Here is an 18,134-nt window from a genome sequence, read left to right as displayed (position 1 = left end):
ACTTGCGCTTCGTTCGACTTGGCGTCTCACGTCAGCGGGAGGCGAATTCTACAGCGTTACAACCTGCTGTCAACCACCTTTTTCACCGCTGCCGACTCAGTGACCTGAACCGAAGCACTTCCTCGCTATCTTTAACGTCTAACTCATTGATTATCAAGGAGTTTTCAGTTCCGACTGCGCCGGAAGTGGGGCGAATTATAGAGAGATTCGAGGGGGCGTCAAGCACTTATTTAAAGTTTTGTTACAGCTACTGTTTTCCTGGCTTTGCGGCGAGGGATTCGCCCAGCAATTGCTGGAATCCTGAGCGCCAGAAGAAAGCACCCTACCCCTGCATAGATAGCCCACTCTTTAAGGTCGGCCCGCACAATCCACAACATATGTAGCAAACCAAGCCCAAGAACCACGTAGATCAACTTGTGCAACTTCCTCCAACGCGTACCCAAGCGACGCTGACTGTAACGATTCGACGTCACCGCCATTGCAAGAAGACAGAGAAAACCAAGGCTGCCCACAATGATGTAAGGGCGCTTGACCAGTTCGACACCCAATTGCGCCCAGTCAAACCCCAGAATGAAGAAGCCATAGGCGAGCATGTGCACCACCACGCTGGCAAAGCACCATAGCCCCAACTGCCTGCGAACGGCGATCCACCCTGCCCAACCGGTCACCCGCTGAAACGGCGTCATCGCCAGGGTGACCAGTAAAAGCACCAGCGTGCCCAAGCCGAATCGGTCGACCAGCGTCTTGCCAGGGTCCGGCCCCAGATCGAGAATCCACGCCTGATGCAGCCAGGCCACCGGCACGGCACAGATCGCCAGGAAAACCGCCAGGCGCCACCACAGATATCGCATCAATAGTTTTTCCGCAGATCCATACCCGTATAGAGAGCCGCCACCTGCTCCCCATACCCATTGAACATTTCAGTCTGGCGGATGTTCGGGCTGAACAAGCCGCTGGGCAAGCGCCGCTCATGAGCCTGGGTCCAGCGCGGGTGATCCACCGTCGGGTTCACGTTGGCATAAAAGCCATACTCGTTCGCCGCGATGCTCTGCCAGGTCGTTTTGGGTTGCTCACTGACCAGGCTGATCCGCACGATGGACTTTACGCTCTTGAAGCCGTACTTCCACGGCACCACCAGGCGTAGCGGCGCGCCATTCTGATTCGGCAACGCTCGCCCGTACATGCCCACCGCCAGGATGGCCAGAGGATTCATCGCCTCGTCCAGCCGCAGCCCCTCGACATAGGGCCAGTCAATCAATGCAAAGCCGGAACGCTGTCCCGGCATGACCTTGGGATCCTGCAGGGTTTCGAAACGAATGTATTTCGCTTTGGAAGTCGGCTCGACCTGCTTGAGCAGTTCGGAAATCGGGAAGCCCATCCAGGGAATGACCATCGACCACGCCTCTACGCAGCGCAAACGGTAGATCCGCTCCTCCAGCTGATAAGGCTTCATGAAGTCTTCCAGCGCGTAGCGGCCGGGCTTGGCCACTTCGCCATCGATCACCACACTCCAGGGCTCGGTCTTCAAGGAGCCTGCATTCTGCGCAGGGTCGCCCTTGTCAGTGCCGAACTCATAGAAGTTGTTGTAGTGCGTGGCGTCCTTGAACGGCGTGACGGACTCGTTCTGGACCGTCACCGCCTGCCACTTGGTCGAAGGCAGCTTGTCCTTGAACCAGGCAGGTGCCTCTGCGGCTTCGACGCCGTCATATTGCGAAGCATCGCCAGCCTGCGCCCAGGAAGGCAAGGCGCTGACAGCCAGGCCGGCCAATGAGGCGCCCAGCACCGCACGGCGTGAGAGGTAGATGGATTCGGGCGTGACATCCGACTCGTTGCAAGCGGATGCGCAAGGGATCTTGATGAGCATGGCGCCTCCGCAGCCAAGGTGTATGAATCAACCTTATAGGCTGCGCAGCGCCATGTGAAATGAATCTGTATGGCTATTTACGACGACGCGGGCCCAACAGGTACTGAATCGGGCCCGAGGCTGCGTAACCGAGGAAGATCAGCAGCAGGACACGCGGCGGATCGCTGAATACCACGGCGAAGACCAGCACCACGGCCAGGATTGCCACAAAAGGCACGCGCCCCTTGAGGTCCAGTTCCTTGAAGCTGTTGTACTTGATGTTGCTGACCATCAGCATGCCAGCGGCGGCCACCAGCAACGCGACCAGGAAGGCCCAACCCGAGCCGTCGATGCCGTGGTCACTGAATGCCCACACCGTGCCGGCGATCACACCCGCCGCGGCAGGACTTGCCAGACCGATGAAGTAGCGTTTGTCAGCGGTGCCCACCTGGGTATTGAAGCGGGCCAGGCGCAGTGCAGCCCCTGCCACATAGATGAAGGCGACCATCCAGCCCACCTTGCCCAGACCACCCAAGGCCCAGCCAAAGGCCAGCAACGCAGGTGCCACACCAAAGGCGACCATGTCGGACAGGGAATCGTACTCGGCGCCGAACGCGCTTTGCGTATTGGTCATGCGGGCCACGCGCCCGTCCAGGCCGTCGAGCACCATGGCGATGAAAATGGCGGCTGCGGCAAACCCGAAGTATTTGCTGGCACCCACCAGGTCACCGGCACTCATCGCACTTTGCGCGCTCATGGAGCTGATGATCGAGTAGAAACCGGCAAACAGGTTGGCGGTGGTGAAGAGGTTCGGCAGCAGATAGATGCCGCGATGACGGACCTTGCGCCCTTCGGCGTCGTGGCCCTCTTCTATATGTTCGTCGATCGGTAGCAGGCTTTCGGCGTCAGAGGCCTTGTTCGGCTCGTCGGGACGTTCGCTCATGGACAATACCTTGCAGCTGGGAATTTTCGATAATGCTCGCGGCGGCTTCGCGCCGGCAAACGATGCAGCTTTATACCAGATGAGCCCCCCAGAACGAAAAAACGCGACCCGAGGGCCGCGTTTTTCGTAAACCTGAACGCGCTTTAGAAAAGTTTAGTTCTTGGTTTGGTCAACGATTTTGTTCTTGGCGATCCAAGGCATCATCGAGCGCAGTTGCTCGCCGATGATTTCGATGCCGTGAGCCTTGTTGTTGCGGCGCTTGGCGGTCATCGATGGGTAGTTGCTCGCGCCTTCGGCGATGAACATCTTCGCGTATTCGCCGTCCTGGATGCGCTTCAGAGCGTTGCGCATGGCCTGACGGGATTCGGCGTTGATGACTTCAGGACCAGTCACGTACTCACCGTATTCGGCGTTGTTGGAGATCGAGTAGTTCATGTTGGCGATACCGCCTTCGTACATGAGGTCAACGATCAGCTTCAGTTCGTGCAGGCACTCGAAGTAGGCCATTTCTGGCGCGTAGCCAGCTTCGACCAGAGTTTCGAAACCGGCTTTGACCAGCTCGACGGTACCGCCGCACAGAACGGCCTGCTCGCCGAACAGGTCGGTTTCAGTCTCGTCCTTGAAGGTGGTTTCGATGATGCCGGTACGGCCGCCGCCAACGCCCGAAGCGTAGGACAGTGCGACGTTCTTGGCGTTGCCCGAAGCGTCCTGGTAGACAGCGATCAGGTCAGGGATACCGCCGCCTTTGACGAATTCGGTACGTACGGTGTGACCTGGCGCTTTTGGCGCGATCATGATCACGTCCAGGTCAGCGCGTGGCACGACCTGGTTGTAGTGAATCGCGAAGCCGTGGGAGAAGGCCAGGGTGGCGCCTTTCTTGATGTTCGGCTCGATTTCGTTCTTGTACAGCTGGGACTGGAACTCGTCCGGGGTCAGGATCATGACCAGGTCGGCAGCGGCAACGGCGGAAGCGACGTCAGTCACTTTCAGGCCATGGGCTTCAGCCTTGGCGACAGTAGCCGAACCTTTACGCAGGCCAACGGTGACATCAACGCCGGAGTCTTTCAGGTTGCACGCTTGAGCGTGGCCTTGGGAACCGTAACCGATGATGGCAACTTTCTTGCCCTGGATGATGGAAAGGTCGCAGTCTTTGTCGTAATAAACTTTCATGAAATTCCCCTGTTATCTCGGCCGCAAGGCCATTCGCTAAATGTGTAAGGTTAGATGCTCAGCACTTTGTCGCCGCGGGCAATGCCCGTGACGCCGCTGCGTACGGTTTCCAGGATGGCGGTGGTGCCGATGGCCTGGATAAAGCTATCCAGTTTGTCGCTCGTCCCTGTCAGCTGCACGGTGTAGACACTGCTGGAAACATCAACGATCTGGCCGCGGAAAATGTCCGTGGTACGCTTGATTTCGGCGCGCTGGGCGCCAGTGGCCTTGACCTTGATCAGCATCAGTTCGCGCTCGATGTGAGCACTTTCCGACAGATCGACCAGCTTGACCACTTCAACCAGCTTGTTGAGGTTCTTGGTGATCTGCTCGATCACCTCATCATGACCGACGGTGGTCAACGTCAGACGCGACAGGGTCGGGTCTTCGGTCGGCGCCACGGTCAGGCTTTCGATGTTGTAGTTACGCTGCGAGAACAGACCGACGACGCGAGAAAGAGCACCTGGTTCGTTTTCCAGCAACAAGGAAATGATGTGCCGCATATTAGGTACGCTCCGTCTTGCTCAGCCACATGTCGCGCATCGCGCCGTCTTTGATCTGCATCGGGTAGACGTGCTCGCTGGCGTCGACCTGAATGTCGATCAGCACCAGGCGGTCCTTCATGGCGAAGGCCTGCTCCATCATCGGTTTCAGATCTTTGAGGTCAGTGATGCGCATGCCGACGTGACCATAGGCTTCGGCCAGCTTGACGAAGTCAGGCAGCGATTCCATGTACGAATGGGCATGACGCGAGCCATAGCTCATGTCCTGCCACTGACGGACCATGCCCAGTACGCCGTTGTTGAGCAGAACGATCTTCACCGGCAGGTTGTGCTGCAGGCAGGTCGACAGCTCCTGAATGTTCATCTGGATGCTGCCTTCGCCCGTCACGCAGGCAACGTCCGCATCCGGGAAGCTCAGCTTGACGCCCATGGCCGCCGGGAAACCGAAGCCCATGGTGCCCAGGCCACCGGAGTTGATCCAGCGGTTGGGTTTGTCGAAACGGTAGTACTGCGCCGCGAACATCTGGTGCTGACCGACGTCGGAGGCGACATAGGCATCGCCCTTGGTGACTTCGCTCAGGGTCTCGATCACGGTCTGAGGCTTGATGACGCTGCCATCGCCTTCGTTGTACGGGTACATCTTGCGATCGCCGCGCCACTCTTCGATCTGCTTCCACCAGGTAGCGACCGCCGCCTTGTCAGGCGTCTGGCCGATTTCCTTGAAGGTCGCGACCATTTCGGTCAGCACGCTTTCCACAGGCCCGACGATTGGCACGTCGGCCTTGATGGTCTTGGAAATGGACGCAGGGTCGATGTCGACGTGAATGATCTTGGCGCCAGGGCAGAAACGCGAAGCGCCGTTGATCACGCGGTCGTCGAAACGGGCACCGACGCACAGGATCACGTCCGAATGGTGCATGGTCATGTTGGCGGTGTAGGCGCCGTGCATGCCCAGCATGCCGACGAACTGACGATCAGTGCCAGGGTAGGCACCCAGGCCCATCAGCGTGTTGGTCACCGGAGCGTTGAGCAAGCGGGCCAGTTCAGTCAGTTGCGCCGAACCGTGACCCAGGATGACGCCACCACCGGCGTAGATGACCGGACGCTTGGCCGCCAGCAGCATTTCCACGGCCTTGCGGATCTGGCCGGAGTGGCCACGGACCGCCGGGCTGTAGGAACGCAGCTTGGCTTTTTTCGGATAGATGTATTCGAACTTTTCGGCCGGGTTGGTCATATCTTTCGGGATATCGACGACAACCGGACCAGGACGGCCGGACTCTGCCAGGTAGAAGGCCTTTTTCAGGACTTCAGGGATTTCCGATGCGTGCTTGACCATGAAGCTGTGCTTCACGATCGGACGCGAGATCCCGATCATGTCGGTTTCCTGGAACGCATCGGTACCGACCATGAAGCTCGGGACCTGGGCGGTCAGGATGACCATCGGAATGGAGTCCATGTACGCGGTAGCGATACCGGTAATGACGTTGGTCGCGCCGGGACCCGAAGTCACCAGTACGACACCGGCCTTGCCGGTCGCACGCGCATAGCCGTCGGCCATGTGGGTGGCAGCCTGCTCATGACGGACAAGAATATGTTGAACAGTCGTTTCTTTGAAAAGCGCGTCGTAGATATGCAGTGCGGCACCACCTGGGTACCCATAGATATACTTGACGCCTTCGTCGCGCAAAAAGCGGACGATCATTTCCCCGCCAGATAAAAGCTCCACGTTGTCCACCTCTAAAACGCCAGAAAACCGTCCGCTCCAAGCGGGACGGGTCTAATAGGTTTACTGCCAAGCAGAGCATGAGCGACGGTGGTCGCCGACTACGTCAGCACTGACTGAGCAAGTATTGGGAGTCTCCCCATTAATGTTTCGGGGTCTTCCCACCCAGCGCGAGGTAACGCGTTGCGGGTGTAACAGGTCGGCGCGGGTGTGCGCCTCATGATCTGCCGAGACGGTCTGCTTCTGGCAGTCCCTCTACAGCGGACTTTGGATTGTTCTGATTCAACCCTCTCAAGTCAAGTCATCGATGCGCTTTCTTCACCCATCCCGGACGAAAAAGCACCGAATGAGGTCGTGACTGCATGCTTGTGATAGGTTGCACCTGTACAGCAAACGAAGTTAAGGAAGCAGTATGCGCTGGATGATGCTTGCCGCCACGCTGACGCTGGCTACAGGTTCGGTCGCCACCCAGGCCGCCCAGATCTACAAGTGGGTTGACGCTCAGGGGATCACTCACTTCGATGCCCAGCCGCCTGCCGGGCAATCGGCGCAGGAAATCGACGTGCAAAAGCCGGTTGCGCCGCCTGCGCCCGCGCCCGCCAAACCCTCAGAGGATTCGGCACAGCAGGCCGTTGACGCGAAAGTGAAACGGCAAGTGGCGGCGCAGGAGGCCAAGCGCAAGGAGTACTGCGAGACTCAGCGCACCAATCTTGCGCAGTTGCAGAACAACCCGCGGGTTCGGGAAGAGGTGAACGGAGAGTTCAGGCGCTTCACTGAAGAGGAGCGCCAGGCGCGTATCGCCGAGGTCAAGAAGTCCATCGACGACACGTGCAACTGACTTTCAGACCGACTCGGTGATCAGCCGGTCGAATTGCGCCAGCAGTTCCTGCAAGCGACGAGTTTGCACGGCGCGGTCGACATAGACCATCTGCGCCATTTCCAGAATGCCCGATGCGTTGGGCAACTCCAGATCCTGCTCCAGGATGGTTTTCATCCGGGGCAGGAATATCCATTGCAGCCACTGATCGAAATCCAGCGTATCGACGCAGAAAGGTTCACGGCTGGCCAGGTCGTCATCGCTGGGTGGCACAGCCTTCCACCAGCCCAAGGTGCGCAGTTCACGCTCGATCAGCAGCAGTTGATCGGCGATCTGTGGAAAACGCTTATCCATTGGCCTTCTGCCGGGCCAGCGCCGCACCGGCCGCATCACCCTGCTTTTCCCGTGCCTGGGCGATCAGCCCCCACAGGCTTGCCTGAAGGCTGGCACGACCGTTGGCGTAGGTCAGGCCGCGACGGGCCAGTTGCTCGGCCTGTGGCGCATCGCCCTGGGCCAGACGCACCTGGGCCAGTTTGTACAGCACCTGAGGTTCGCGAGGAGCCACACGCTGTGCGCGTTCCAGGCTCGACGATGCGCCGTTGAGGTCACCGCTGCTCTGCTGTTGCTGAGCGGTGGTCAGCAGCGCCAGCACAGGGCCATCGAGCTGCTCATCGGCCGACAGACCGCCGCTGGAGGCCGACGGGATGCCGGTCGGCGCCGATGACGGCATGTTGTAGGTGCTACCGGTTGCCGCGGGCGGCGTGTAGGTGTTGTTGATCGGCGCCTGATTGACCGGCGCGGTGCTGATCGGTGCCTGCGAGGTACTGATCGGCGGGGTAAAGGTCGAAATAGGCGCGGCGCTGGCGTTGGCCCCGCCCGGCACCATGACCGTCACGCCGGAGTCTTCCTGAATCGACTGAGCCTGGGCAGGCGTCTGGGCCTGCACCGGCGCCCGGTAGGTGTTGCTGCGATTGGCCGACACCCGCTCGCCGTTGGAGACGCGAGAACCTGAATCCACCACCGGAATGTTGCCACGCGTCTGTGTCGCGCAGCCATTGAGCAAAGCCAGAGCCGCTAAAGCCGGAATCAACCACTTGTTCACTTCACACCCTCTTCGCTTAATTCAACCAGCCCTTGACCCAATCCATGACCGACTCGGCAGGCGCTGTCGGCCCACCGCACGTTGGCCCTGGTTGTGGCTCACTGCCGCGAATATACGGCATCTGCACGGCATTCGGGCAGTTGGCATCGGAGCCCTGCCCTGTTGACGCATTGACCCACGCCTGCACGACATTGTCAGGCATGGCCATGTCCAGCGGCAGCGGGTCGGCCTTTTTCATGAAACTGGTCCAGATCTGCAGCGAACCGGTCGCGCCAGTGAATGGCGTCTTGCCGTTGTCGTCGCGGCCCATCCAGACAACCGCCAGCAGGTCCTGGCTGAAACCGGCGAACCAGCTGTCACGGGAATCGTTGGTGGTGCCCGATTTACCCGCCAGATTCAGGGAGCTTGGCAATACGTTGTACACCGATTTGCCCGTACCTTCGCGCATCACGCGCTGCATGGCGTTCTGCAGCAGATAGATGGAGCCTGGATCGAAGCGCTGCTGGATCTGGAACGGATAACGCTTGAGCGGTTCGCCCTCGGCGGTCAGCACGCTGCGGATCCCGCGCAGTGGCGTGTTGAACCCGCCACTGGCAATGGTCTGGTACATGGTGGCCACTTCAATCGGGGTCAGTGCGCCAGCACCCAGCAACATCGACGGAAACGCTGGCCAGTCACGGGTCACGCCCAGCTTGGTCAGGGTCTTGAAGACATTCGGCACGCCCAGGTCCAGCCCCAGCTTGGCGCTGGAAAGGTTGTAGGAATGCGCCAGGCCTTGATACAGGAAAATGTTGCCGTGGGCCTTGTGATCGAAGTTCTGTGGCTTCCAGATCTGGCCATCGGCGCCTTTGACCTGGAACGGCTCGTCCGGCACCCAACTGGTCAGCGTATATTGCTGCGGACGCTCCAGGGCAGTCAGGTAGATGGCCGGCTTGACCAGCGAGCCGATCGGCCGCACGGCATCCAGCGCGCGGTTGAAGCCGGCGAAACCGGCCTGACGACTGCCGATCAGCGCCTGCACTTCACCGGTCTCCGGGTTGGTCACGACCATCGCCGTTTCCATCTCGTCTGAGCCCTTGCGACCGGCCATCTTGGCAAAGCTTTCACGCACCGCTGCTTCGGACTTCATCTGCAGGATCGGGTCGAAACTGGTGAAGATGCGCAGGCCTTCTTCGGTCAAGTCTTCGTCGCGGTAGTCCTGACGCAGCTGGCGTTTGACCAGGTCCAGGAAGTCGGGGAAGGAGCTGTCGGCCAGCGAACCCATTTTGGTAACGCCCAGTGGCATTTTCTTCGCCGCGGCCACCGCTTCCGCCGAAGCCACGCCCTGCTGTTCCAGCAGATCGAGCACCAGGTTGCGACGCTCAAGGGCACGCTCCGGGTTGCGACGCGGGTTGTAATAGGACGGCCCCTTGACCAGCCCCACCAGCAACGCCACTTGATGCAGCTTCAATTCCGACAGCGGCTGGCTGAAGAAATACTGACTGGCCAGGCCAAAACCGTGCACCGCACGCTGACCGTCCTGACCGACGAACACTTCGTTGAGGTACGCCTCGAGGATTTCCTGCTTGCTGTAGTGGATCTCCAGCAGGATCGCCATCATGGCTTCGGTCAGTTTGCGCGACAGGCTGCGCTCGTTGGTCAGGTAGAAGTTCTTGACCAGCTGTTGCGTCAGCGTCGAACCGCCCTGGCGCATCTGGCCCGCCGAAGCGTTGACCCAGAAGGCGCGGGCAATCGACTTGGGCGATACGCCGAAGTGATGGTAGAAGTCGCGGTCTTCAACGGTGACCAAGGTGTCGAGCAGGTACGGCGGCGCCTGATCGAGCTTGATCAGGATGCGGTCTTCGAGGTTCTTCGGATACAGGCCGCCGATCATCAGCGGTTCAAGCCGCGCCACGGCCAGCTTGGAGCCGTTGGCGGCGGTCAGGTCGGCCACGTAGTCGCCGGAGAAACGCACATGGATCTGCTGCGCAGGGTCCGCGCCTTCATAAAACTGAAAACCGCGTGTATTCAGATCGACGTTATTGCCGTTCACCGAAGCTGCGCCGGGGCCGTTGGCCACGCTTTCGCGGCGGTAGCCCAGGGCGTCGAGCTCGATCAGAAAGTCATCGCGCGAAAGCTTCTGGCCGACGAACAGCTCCAGCGGCCGCGCATACACCTTGGCCGGAATGGTCCAGCGCTTGCCGGAAAATTTTTCCTGGACGATGGAGTCCAGGTAAACGGCGAAGCAGGCCAGGATCACCAGCCCCACGAGACTGAGCTTCAGGGCCCAGCCCAACAGGCTGCGAAGGCGGCTATTGGCGGGTTTGGGGGATTTTTTCGAGGTACGGGATCGAGTCATGGCGGCGGATTATACGCACTTTCAAGGTCATCGGCAGACCACCCTCACAGCGGTTTGCAGCGCGGCGCCGAGCGGCCATAATGGCCACCTTTAGACACTCAAAATATCGACTTGTCACTTTCAAGGACCGTCCGTGAGCCAGACACTGATTGCAGCTCTGCAAAACCCTGCCCTGTTTCCCCATCCCGTGGAGCAGTTCCAGGTCATCGAGACCCATATTTCCTGGGTTTTGCTCACTGGCCCCTATGTGTACAAGATCAAGAAACCGATGAACTTCGGCTTCCTGGATTTCACCACGCTCGAGTCCCGCGCGCACTTCTGCCAGCAGGAACTGATCCTCAATCAGCGCCTGACCGAGAATTTATATCTTGAAGTGTTGCCTGTCACCGGCACCGCCGAAGCACCTCAATTGGGCGGCACCGGCGAGGCCATCGAATACGTGCTGAAAATGCGTCAGTTCCCACAGGACGGCCTGCTCAGCGCCCTGCAGGCGAAGGGCGAACTGACCACCGCGCACATCGACGACATGGCCCGGCAAATCGCCGAGTTTCACCTGAGCGCGCCCCGGGTCCTGGCCGAGAACGTGCTGGGCTCGCCAGAAAGCGTGATGGCGCCGGTGACGCAGAACTTCGAACAGATTCTGCCATTCCTCAGCGAAAAGTCTGACCTGATCCAGCTCCAGGCGCTGGAAGCCTGGGCCAACGCCAGCTTCGAACGCCTCAAGCCCCTGCTGGCACAGCGCAAGGCCGACGGTTTCATCCGCGAATGCCACGGCGACATCCACCTGGGCAACATCACCCTGATCGACGGCAAGGTGGTGATCTTCGACTGCATCGAGTTCAACGAACCGTTCCGCATGACCGACGTCTACGCCGACCTCGGCTTCCTGGCCATGGACCTTGAAGACCGCGGCCTCAAGAGCCTGTCGCGACGCCTGGTCAGCCAGTATCTGGAGCGCACCGGTGATTACGCAGGCCTGGAACTGCTGAATTTCTACAAGGCCTACCGCGCCCTGGTACGTGCCAAGGTCGCACTGTTCAGCCTGCAACCGGACACCGACAACATCCAGCGCGCCGCCACCCTGCGTCAGTACCGCAACTACGCCAACCTGGCCGAAAGCTACAGCGCCATCCCTTCCAGCTTCCTGGCCATCACCCATGGCGTATCCGCCGTTGGCAAAAGCCACGTCGCGATGCGCCTGGTCGAGGCGCTCGGCGCCGTTCGCCTGCGCTCGGACGTCGAACGCAAGCGTCTGTTCGGTGACAGCAAAGACCTCTACGCGGCCGATGTCAGCGCGGCGACCTACAAGCGCCTGAACGAACTGGCGGCAGTGGTCCTGCATGCAGGCCTGCCGGTGGTCATCGATGCCACCTACCTCAAGCACGAGCAGCGCCTTGCGACGGCGCAGGTGGCCGAGGCGACCGGCGCGCCGTTCCTGATTCTCGACTGCGCAGCGCCCAAGGCAGTCATCCAGGGCTGGCTGGCCCAGCGCCAGGCCACCAACGAAGACCCCTCCGACGCCACGATGGAAGTGATCGAAGCCCAACTGGCCAACCGCGAGCCGCTGACCGCAGACGAAACACTGCGCAGCCGCCGCGTGGAAACCAATATCAGCGGCGATCTGGACAAGCTGGTCACTGACATCCGCCAGTGCCTGCCAGGCCTGTAAACAGCTTCGGCGAACCAATCATCGAGACGTGAAGCGTGCCCCTTCACGGCTCGATGGTAGTGGCATTATAATGGCGTCAGAATTCCAACAAGGTGACGCCAAGATGACCCAGCCCAAGCAGCTCGACTCGCCGCTCTTCGCCTTGCTGCGAAAAGATGACGTCAACGCGTTCAATCTCCAGCGCCCGAGAACCGGCCCTATCGACCTCGCCGGCGGAGATTTCCGTGGTCTGGACCTGCGGGAGCTGAACGCTGAGGATATCGACTTCACCGACGCCTACTTCCGCTCCGCCGATCTGCGCGGCGTGGACTTCCGCACGGCCTCCCTGGAAGGCGCGAGCATTGCCCATGCGCAGATCTCGGGCGCCTACTTCCCGCCTGAGCTGAGCGCCGACGAGATCCTGATGTCGGTCAATTTCGGCACCCGCCTGCGTTACCGCACCCGATAACAGGTTCAAAGCCCCGTACCCTAGGAGCGCGCTTGCCCGCGATGGCGCTGGGTCAGGCGGAAAATCGCCCCGGCCAGATCGCAATCGCGGGCAAGCGCGCTCCTACAGGGAACGTGTTCAATCCATACCAAGGGTTTCAATCTGCCCACAGCGCCGCCGCCCTGCATGCACGGACAGGCCGCGGCCGCGTCGTCTGTCGGCTTTTCCTTGCGCGAACTACCGTCCGGCGCCTGCCCACCTCCGCTTGCCCAACCCCTCCTCGCAGCCAACTACACTCACTCCATGGCTTGCGCCCGCAGTTTGTCCAAGTCCAGGGAGGTCACTACATACGGAGCAACATGCTGCAAGGAGGCGTCATCATGGAAGACGAACTGCTGTCGATGAGAAATCTGGGCAAGACATCCGCCCAATGGCTACATGCTTCCGGCATCCACAATGCCGCCGACCTGCGCCGCATCGGCGCCATCCACGCCTATCGCGCAGTCAAGACCCGCGGCTTTCGCACATCCAAGGTGCTGCTCTACGCCATCGAAGGCGCCTTGCTCGACCAGCACTGGTATGACTTGTCCACGGAGCTCAAGGATTCGCTGAATCGACAGCTCATCAAGCTCGATGTGGAGGCACTGGAGTGCAGCAAAACCGGGTCAGGAAAATAGTTTGAAATTGCCTGTTGACTTACAAATGAGAATCACTATGATTATCACATCCAGTCGCGAGACTGGCTGGTAACCTGAAAGGCTCCTTGGTTCGGACTCTCAGATTATCTCCTCATCAGGCTAATCACGGTTTTTGACCCGGCTTTTTGCCGGGTCTTTTTTTGCCCGCGATTTTTCACTGCGATCAGGGGCACACACCCAGGCGCATCAAGGCGTCGTCCAGCAGGCTTGAAGTGCCCAGGCGCATCCTTCCAGGCTCGATCCATTGCGGCCCGAAACGGTTACACGCCATGTCTATGTAGGTTTTGGCCTGCTCCAGGGTCCGAACATTCCCCGGTGCCTTGATACCCACCAGGTAACTGCGCTCGGAAATGGCCTCGAGCAGGATGCGTACGGCCTGTGCGGTCGCGCCTTCGACCTGCCTTCCCGTGCCAGGCTTGAGAAACGACGCCCCTTCGGCAATCGCGGTCCGGCAGACGCTATGAATGATCTGCGGATCAGCCAGCACCCCGGTTTCCAGGGAAACCGTCAACTGCCCGCGGCTGCCGCACTTGGCCTTGCACGCCGCGATCATCCTGGCACCCATCAGCCTGTCGCCCATCAGATGGGCATTGAAGGGATAGACCAGATCGATTTCATCAGCCCCCATCAGCATCGCGGCGTGGGTCTCTGACTCCACGGTGGAAATCGGCGCGCGTCCGTTGGGAAAATTCACCGCGGCGACGACTTTCACCTCCCGTGCCTGCAAGGTATCGAGCGTGCGCCGCGCAATTCCCGCGAACCTGGGCAGCACGCAGACCGCAGCGACATTGCCAAGGGGCGTCAGTGCCCGGTGACACAGCGCGACGATGCGCTCTGCGGTGTCATCGGTGTTGAGTGAGGTCAACTCCATCAGCCTGATTGCCGTCTGCGCCACTGCTTCTTCGAAGTCATCCTGCTGTTTCATTTCGCTCTCCTGCGTTTGGGGGGAGCGACGATAATCCAGCGGGAGGGTCAGTGGATGGCCGTGGGAACGCTAAAGAACGCGCCTACGCAACTATCAGAAAGGTCTTAAGGACATTGCCTTCAAAAAAACGTAACTGCTCAGCGCGAAGGCGGCCGCATCTGGGCGCAGTAATCCTGATCGGGCAGCGCAGCGGTGAACCAGACGTAGTCCGCGCTCGTCGGCTGAACCTCACTGCCGACCTGGGCAAGCATGAGCACCACCGGGTGTTCGTCACTGCCCAGATCAGCCATGTGCAACGGGATGCCGAGGTCCTTGCGCACGTGGTAGCCGCCAGCGAACAACAACGCCGGAGCGGGGGCGTCCATCAGGCGCTGCGCCATGCGCCTGTCGCGCTGCTGTTGAACGGCGAGCATGGCGGGCAAGGCGTCTTCCGGCAACATGCCGCAATGGGATTCGCGCACCTGGGCAAGCAAAGTATTGCGCACGCCCTTGGTGGTGGAATGAACGCCGCTCAACACAGGGCGTTGATGGTAGATCGCGCCGACCTCCACCGCAGAAAGGTTGGCTGAAAGGATTGGATACGGCTGCATCAGGGCGAAGCGCATCACAGGGCCGTAAAGGGTCCAGTCCCAGCCTTTCTGCCAGCCCAGTGCCGCAGGCAAATCTGCAGGGGGCTTGCCCTGGCGAAGGTCACGCTGCGCGAAGTCCACACGGCCTTGCTGGTCCGGGGTGAGCATTTCCAGCAACAGGCTGCCTTGCGGGCGCTGGTCGCCAAGGGCTTGCAGCAGCCACAGTTGCAGCGCGTGATGATCGGGGTTGTCGTGCTGCTCACCGACCAGCACCCGCGTGGCGCCGGCCAGTCGATGGACCAGTTGCTGCGGCGTCAGTACCTGCCCGTTGTTCAGATCCTTTATCACACCCAGCTCCGCATGCTCGCGCCCCTCGGGGCTCTGCCAGGAAGGTAGGGGTGGCAACGTTGGCGACGACTGGCATGCGCTCGCCAAGGACAGCACCAGCAGCAACAGGTAACGACGCACAGGACCTCCTTGTTCCACGCACCTTGCGCGCCAATCAGCGCGCGATGATCAACGGATGGCCCCGCTCCGGATGAGGCTGCACCAGAACCTCCAGCCCGAAGACACTCTTGAGTGCATCGGGCACCAGCACCGCCTCGGGCGTGCCCAGCGCATACGGGCGACCCGCCTGGAGCAGCATCAGGCGGTCACAATAACGCGCCGCCAGGTTGAGGTCGTGGAGGATCACCAGCACCGCGCCACCACGACTGGCAAATTCACGCACGGCCTGCAACGTCGTGTGTTGATGCAGCGGGTCAAGCATCGACGTTGGCTCGTCCAGCAGCAAAGTCTGTCCGCCCTCGCCCGGCCACAACTGCGCCAGCACCCTGGCCAGATGCACCCGCTGGCGCTCGCCGCCCGACAGCGCGAGGTAACTGCGATCCTGCAGATGTGCAGCATCGGCGGCCTTGAGCGCCTGCTCGATGATTTCGCCATCGCGCTGCTGGCCGCTGTCGTGAGGCAGGCGCCCCATCGCCACCACATCACGCACGCTGAAGGCGAAGCTCAATGTGGAGGTCTGCGGCAACACCGCCAGGCGCCGGGCCCGTTGTTGCCCCGTCCAGTGCGCCAGCGGCTGCTCATCGAGCCAGACCTCCCCGCCGGTGGTTTTCAACTCCCCACACAATGCGCCCAGCAGCGTGCTCTTGCCAGCACCATTTGGCCCCAACACCCCGAGCATCTGGCCGGGGTGCAGGGTCAGGTCGACATCGGCGAGCACCGGCTTGCCATCGCGATGAACCGACAGGTTCTGGACCTTCAACATCACGTACGCCCCCGCACCAGCATGAACAGGAAAACCGGCGCACCGATAAACGCAGTGACAATACCGATGGGAAGCTCGGCAGGCGCAAGCACCAGGCGCGCGAAAACGTCGGCAAACAGCAACAGGCTCGCGCCCGCCAGTGCCGAGGCCGGCAACAGCACGCGATGGTCGGGGCCGACGATCAGGCGAACCAGGTGCGGCACGATCAGGCCGACGAAGCCGATCAGTCCCGCCGCCGCCACTGCCGCGCCGACGCCCAGGGCGATACACACCACCAGTTCGCGCTTGAGCCGCTCGACTTCGATCCCCAGGTGACGGGCTTCGGATTCCCCCAGCAGCAAGGCATTCAGCGCCTTGGCCCGCCTCGGCAGCCAGACGATCACCGCCGCGCACACCAGCAGCAGCGGCCAGAGCCTTGCGTAACTGGCGCCGTTGAGCGTGCCCAGGTTCCAGAAGGTCAGGGTCCGCAATGCCGCGTCGTCAGCCAGATAGGAGAACAAACCGATGATCGAACCGGCCAGCGCAGTCATCGCCACCCCGGCCAGCAGCATGATGCCGACGCTGGTCTGCCCTTCCCGACGCCCCAGGCGATAAACGATGCCGGTCACCGTCAAGCCTCCGGCAAAGGCAAAAATCGATAACACATAAGGAGCGAATGCTTCGGAAAGGCCACCCAGTGACGCACCCGTGACAATCGCAATCGCAGCACCCAGCGCCGCGCCGCTGGACACGCCGACCAGCCCCGGATCGGCCAGCGGATTACGAAACAGGCCCTGCATCGCCACACCGGACAGCGCCAGTACGGCACCCACCGCAAGGCCAAGCAAGGTCCGAGGCACACGGATCTGCCCGAGAATCAGTTCGGCCTGTTGCAGATCATCCCCGGACACCGGCACGCCCAGCAGGCGCAAGCCGGCGCGCAGGGTGTCCATCAACGGCAGGCTGACCGGGCCAAGGGCCAGCGACAACCAGACTGCCAGCAGGCAGGCCAGGGCCAGCAATACGAACAAGGTGCGTGGCTTGAGCATGAGCCTCATTGAGCTGGCGTTACCTTGGCGTTGAGCGATGAGTCAGCCGGGTAGAAGGCCCTGGACAGCGCCTGCATGGCCTCGGGCAGCCGCGGGCCCAGGCCGCCGACCAGCAGCGTCGGGTCGACTTCCAGCACGCGCTTGTTGCGCACTGCCTGGGTCGCGGCGAGCAACGGGTTTTCGCGCATCAAGGCATCGCGTGACGAGGCGCCGTTCTGTGCGCGATCGGTGAACACCAGCACCTCAGGATTGAGCCCTGCCATCGCCTCGGCAGAAAAAATCTTGTAACCATTATGGGTCGCCAGATTGCGGCCACCGGCCTGTTTGATCAGCCAGTCCCCCACCGTCCCGGCACCGGCGACCATCGGCGCCGCACCCGCATGGCTGACCAGCAACAGAACGCCCGGCGCCGTCTGGTGCTGTTGTGCGCGGGCTACCCAGTCATGCTGGCTGTCCAGTTGGCGCACGTATTGATCGGCAACCTGACGCGCCTGACCCTCGTCACCCAGCAATTTACCGAGCTTTTGCAGATTGTCCTGCAGCGCGCTCAGCTCGGCGGCTGCAGAAAACACTTCGACCTTCACACCGGCAGCGCGCAGTTGTTCGAGCACAGGCGGCGGCCCCATTTCTTCGGTGCCAATCAGAACATTCGGACGTAGGCTCAGGATGCCTTCCGACGACAACTGCCGCTGATAGCCGATGTTGGGCAAGGATTTGATGGATTCCGGATGCTGGCTGGTGGTGTCGATGCCCACCAGATGCGATTGCCCGCCGAGGGTCACGACCCACTCGGTCAGCGCCCCGCCGGCACTGACCCAGCGCTGGGGCTGCTGCGAATCGGCCAGTCCCAGATGAGTGATGAGAAACCCGGTCAGAATGGCAGTCAGCCTGGCAACGAAGCGCATGGGGGAAAGTCCTTTGAAGGGAGGGAACACGGCAGTTCACGTCGTGACAGGGCAGGCCCGAAGACCGACGGAATCGACGCGCCGTTTGCAGAGCTGTCAGACTAGGCGGCTCCCGACAGCCGGGCAATTTGATAATTATTTGCATTTGCGCGTCAAGCGCGAAGG

General features: G+C 61.0%; 18 protein-coding genes. 4 read left to right on the top strand and 14 right to left on the bottom strand.

The window, feature by feature from the left end; translation table 11 throughout:
• Window positions 1–230: 230 nt before the first annotated feature.
• The 6 genes from msrQ to ACIPOO_RS19775 form a co-directional block, all read right to left on the bottom strand.
• Window positions 231–851, bottom strand: coding sequence for a protein-methionine-sulfoxide reductase heme-binding subunit MsrQ (msrQ, locus tag ACIPOO_RS19800; RefSeq protein ID WP_400609217.1), 621 nt, complete (start codon window positions 849–851; stop codon window positions 231–233).
• Window positions 851–1,864 (bottom strand): protein-methionine-sulfoxide reductase catalytic subunit MsrP, encoded by a 1,014-nt coding sequence (gene msrP / locus ACIPOO_RS19795; RefSeq protein ID WP_400609215.1) that lies wholly within the window; start codon window positions 1,862–1,864, stop codon window positions 851–853. Before msrP ends, msrQ begins: the two co-directional genes overlap by 1 nt.
• Before the next feature lie 73 nt (window positions 1,865–1,937).
• Window positions 1,938–2,786, bottom strand: coding sequence for a CDP-diacylglycerol--serine O-phosphatidyltransferase (pssA, locus tag ACIPOO_RS19790; protein WP_400609212.1), 849 nt, complete (start codon window positions 2,784–2,786; stop codon window positions 1,938–1,940).
• Between the two features lie 153 nt (window positions 2,787–2,939).
• Window positions 2,940–3,956 carry a ketol-acid reductoisomerase gene (gene ilvC / locus ACIPOO_RS19785; protein ID WP_062385125.1) on the bottom strand — a complete coding sequence of 339 codons (1,017 nt, stop codon included), beginning with the start codon at window positions 3,954–3,956 and terminating at the stop codon, window positions 2,940–2,942.
• A gap of 50 nt (window positions 3,957–4,006) precedes the next feature.
• The gene (gene ilvN / locus ACIPOO_RS19780; RefSeq protein ID WP_093469284.1) at window positions 4,007–4,498 is read right to left on the bottom strand and encodes an acetolactate synthase small subunit; all 492 of its coding nucleotides are present in this window, start codon (window positions 4,496–4,498) and stop codon (window positions 4,007–4,009) included.
• A 1-nt stretch (window position 4,499) separates the two neighbouring features.
• Window positions 4,500–6,224 carry an acetolactate synthase 3 large subunit gene (locus tag ACIPOO_RS19775; RefSeq protein ID WP_274134805.1) on the bottom strand — a complete coding sequence of 575 codons (1,725 nt, stop codon included), beginning with the start codon at window positions 6,222–6,224 and terminating at the stop codon, window positions 4,500–4,502.
• A gap of 409 nt (window positions 6,225–6,633) precedes the next feature.
• Here ACIPOO_RS19775 and ACIPOO_RS19770 point away from each other — a divergent pair, with 409 nt between their 5' ends.
• Window positions 6,634–7,059, top strand: coding sequence for a DUF4124 domain-containing protein (locus tag ACIPOO_RS19770; RefSeq protein ID WP_274134806.1), 426 nt, complete (start codon window positions 6,634–6,636; stop codon window positions 7,057–7,059).
• Window positions 7,060–7,062: 3 nt separating this feature from the next.
• Here ACIPOO_RS19770 and ACIPOO_RS19765 read toward each other — a convergent pair whose 3' ends face one another.
• Genes ACIPOO_RS19765 through mrcB form a run of 3 tightly spaced genes read right to left on the bottom strand, consistent with a single transcriptional unit; the run spans window position 7,063 to window position 10,478 of the window.
• On the bottom strand, window positions 7,063–7,392 hold the full coding sequence (locus tag ACIPOO_RS19765) for a YqcC family protein (protein WP_400609208.1): 330 nt from the start codon (window positions 7,390–7,392) through the stop codon (window positions 7,063–7,065).
• Window positions 7,385–8,140: a M48 family metallopeptidase gene (locus ACIPOO_RS19760; RefSeq protein WP_274134808.1), complete on the bottom strand. Its 756-nt coding sequence runs from the start codon at window positions 8,138–8,140 to the stop codon at window positions 7,385–7,387. Before ACIPOO_RS19760 ends, ACIPOO_RS19765 begins: the two co-directional genes overlap by 8 nt.
• A 16-nt stretch (window positions 8,141–8,156) precedes the next feature.
• Window positions 8,157–10,478 (bottom strand): penicillin-binding protein 1B, encoded by a 2,322-nt coding sequence (mrcB, locus tag ACIPOO_RS19755; RefSeq protein WP_400609206.1) that lies wholly within the window; start codon window positions 10,476–10,478, stop codon window positions 8,157–8,159.
• A gap of 133 nt (window positions 10,479–10,611) precedes the next feature.
• On the opposite strand from mrcB, the gene ACIPOO_RS19750 reads away from it, so the two are divergent.
• The 3 genes from ACIPOO_RS19750 to ACIPOO_RS19740 all read left to right on the top strand — a co-directional run bounded on the left by ACIPOO_RS19750 (window position 10,612) and on the right by ACIPOO_RS19740 (window position 13,251).
• Window positions 10,612–12,147 (top strand): AAA family ATPase, encoded by a 1,536-nt coding sequence (locus ACIPOO_RS19750; protein ID WP_400609204.1) that lies wholly within the window; start codon window positions 10,612–10,614, stop codon window positions 12,145–12,147.
• A gap of 103 nt (window positions 12,148–12,250) precedes the next feature.
• Complete coding sequence (locus tag ACIPOO_RS19745; protein ID WP_274134811.1) at window positions 12,251–12,595, top strand: pentapeptide repeat-containing protein; 345 nt, start codon at window positions 12,251–12,253, stop codon at window positions 12,593–12,595.
• A 359-nt stretch (window positions 12,596–12,954) separates the two neighbouring features.
• Complete coding sequence (locus tag ACIPOO_RS19740) at window positions 12,955–13,251, top strand: TfoX/Sxy family protein (RefSeq protein ID WP_274134812.1); 297 nt, start codon at window positions 12,955–12,957, stop codon at window positions 13,249–13,251.
• Between the two features lie 184 nt (window positions 13,252–13,435).
• On the opposite strand, the gene deoC is transcribed toward ACIPOO_RS19740, so the two are convergent.
• The 5 genes from deoC to ACIPOO_RS19715 all read right to left on the bottom strand — a co-directional run bounded on the left by deoC (window position 13,436) and on the right by ACIPOO_RS19715 (window position 17,969).
• Complete coding sequence (gene deoC / locus ACIPOO_RS19735) at window positions 13,436–14,197, bottom strand: deoxyribose-phosphate aldolase (protein WP_400609201.1); 762 nt, start codon at window positions 14,195–14,197, stop codon at window positions 13,436–13,438.
• Between the two features lie 137 nt (window positions 14,198–14,334).
• The gene (locus ACIPOO_RS19730) at window positions 14,335–15,234 is read right to left on the bottom strand and encodes a ChaN family lipoprotein (protein WP_400609199.1); all 900 of its coding nucleotides are present in this window, start codon (window positions 15,232–15,234) and stop codon (window positions 14,335–14,337) included.
• A gap of 34 nt (window positions 15,235–15,268) precedes the next feature.
• On the bottom strand, window positions 15,269–16,036 hold the full coding sequence (locus ACIPOO_RS19725; protein WP_400609197.1) for a heme ABC transporter ATP-binding protein: 768 nt from the start codon (window positions 16,034–16,036) through the stop codon (window positions 15,269–15,271).
• Entirely contained in the window at window positions 16,036–17,019 is a 984-nt protein-coding gene (locus ACIPOO_RS19720; protein ID WP_274134881.1) for an iron ABC transporter permease, read from the bottom strand. The genes ACIPOO_RS19725 and ACIPOO_RS19720 overlap by 1 nt, the downstream gene beginning before the upstream one ends.
• A 50-nt stretch (window positions 17,020–17,069) precedes the next feature.
• Window positions 17,070–17,969, bottom strand: coding sequence for a hemin ABC transporter substrate-binding protein (locus ACIPOO_RS19715; RefSeq protein ID WP_400609195.1), 900 nt, complete (start codon window positions 17,967–17,969; stop codon window positions 17,070–17,072).
• Window positions 17,970–18,134: the final 165 nt, after the last annotated feature.

The sequence above is a fragment of the Pseudomonas sp. NPDC090201 genome (assembly GCF_044746825.1).
In the GTDB taxonomy this organism is placed as follows: domain Bacteria; phylum Pseudomonadota; class Gammaproteobacteria; order Pseudomonadales; family Pseudomonadaceae; genus Aquipseudomonas; species Aquipseudomonas putida_AD.
This window is presented reverse-complemented; position numbering and strand designations above follow the sequence as displayed.

Bases quoted from the DNA above. Each gene is read 5' to 3' on its own strand.
- mrcB (WP_400609206.1), bottom strand. From the start codon at position 10,478: ATGACTCGATCCCGTACCTCGAAAAAATCCCCCAAACCCGCCAATAGC.
- msrQ (WP_400609217.1), bottom strand. From the start codon at position 851: ATGCGATATCTGTGGTGGCGCCTGGCGGTTTTCCTGGCGATCTGTGCC.
- ilvN (WP_093469284.1), bottom strand. From the start codon at position 4,498: ATGCGGCACATCATTTCCTTGTTGCTGGAAAACGAACCAGGTGCTCTT.
- pssA (WP_400609212.1), bottom strand. From the start codon at position 2,786: ATGAGCGAACGTCCCGACGAGCCGAACAAGGCCTCTGACGCCGAAAGC.
- msrP (WP_400609215.1), bottom strand. From the start codon at position 1,864: ATGCTCATCAAGATCCCTTGCGCATCCGCTTGCAACGAGTCGGATGTC.
- ACIPOO_RS19765 (WP_400609208.1), bottom strand. From the start codon at position 7,392: ATGGATAAGCGTTTTCCACAGATCGCCGATCAACTGCTGCTGATCGAG.
- ilvC (WP_062385125.1), bottom strand. From the start codon at position 3,956: ATGAAAGTTTATTACGACAAAGACTGCGACCTTTCCATCATCCAGGGC.
- deoC (WP_400609201.1), bottom strand. From the start codon at position 14,197: ATGAAACAGCAGGATGACTTCGAAGAAGCAGTGGCGCAGACGGCAATC.
- ACIPOO_RS19745 (WP_274134811.1), top strand. From the start codon at position 12,251: ATGACCCAGCCCAAGCAGCTCGACTCGCCGCTCTTCGCCTTGCTGCGA.
- ACIPOO_RS19725 (WP_400609197.1), bottom strand. From the start codon at position 16,036: ATGTTGAAGGTCCAGAACCTGTCGGTTCATCGCGATGGCAAGCCGGTG.
- ACIPOO_RS19715 (WP_400609195.1), bottom strand. From the start codon at position 17,969: ATGCGCTTCGTTGCCAGGCTGACTGCCATTCTGACCGGGTTTCTCATC.
- ACIPOO_RS19770 (WP_274134806.1), top strand. From the start codon at position 6,634: ATGCGCTGGATGATGCTTGCCGCCACGCTGACGCTGGCTACAGGTTCG.
- ACIPOO_RS19740 (WP_274134812.1), top strand. From the start codon at position 12,955: ATGGAAGACGAACTGCTGTCGATGAGAAATCTGGGCAAGACATCCGCC.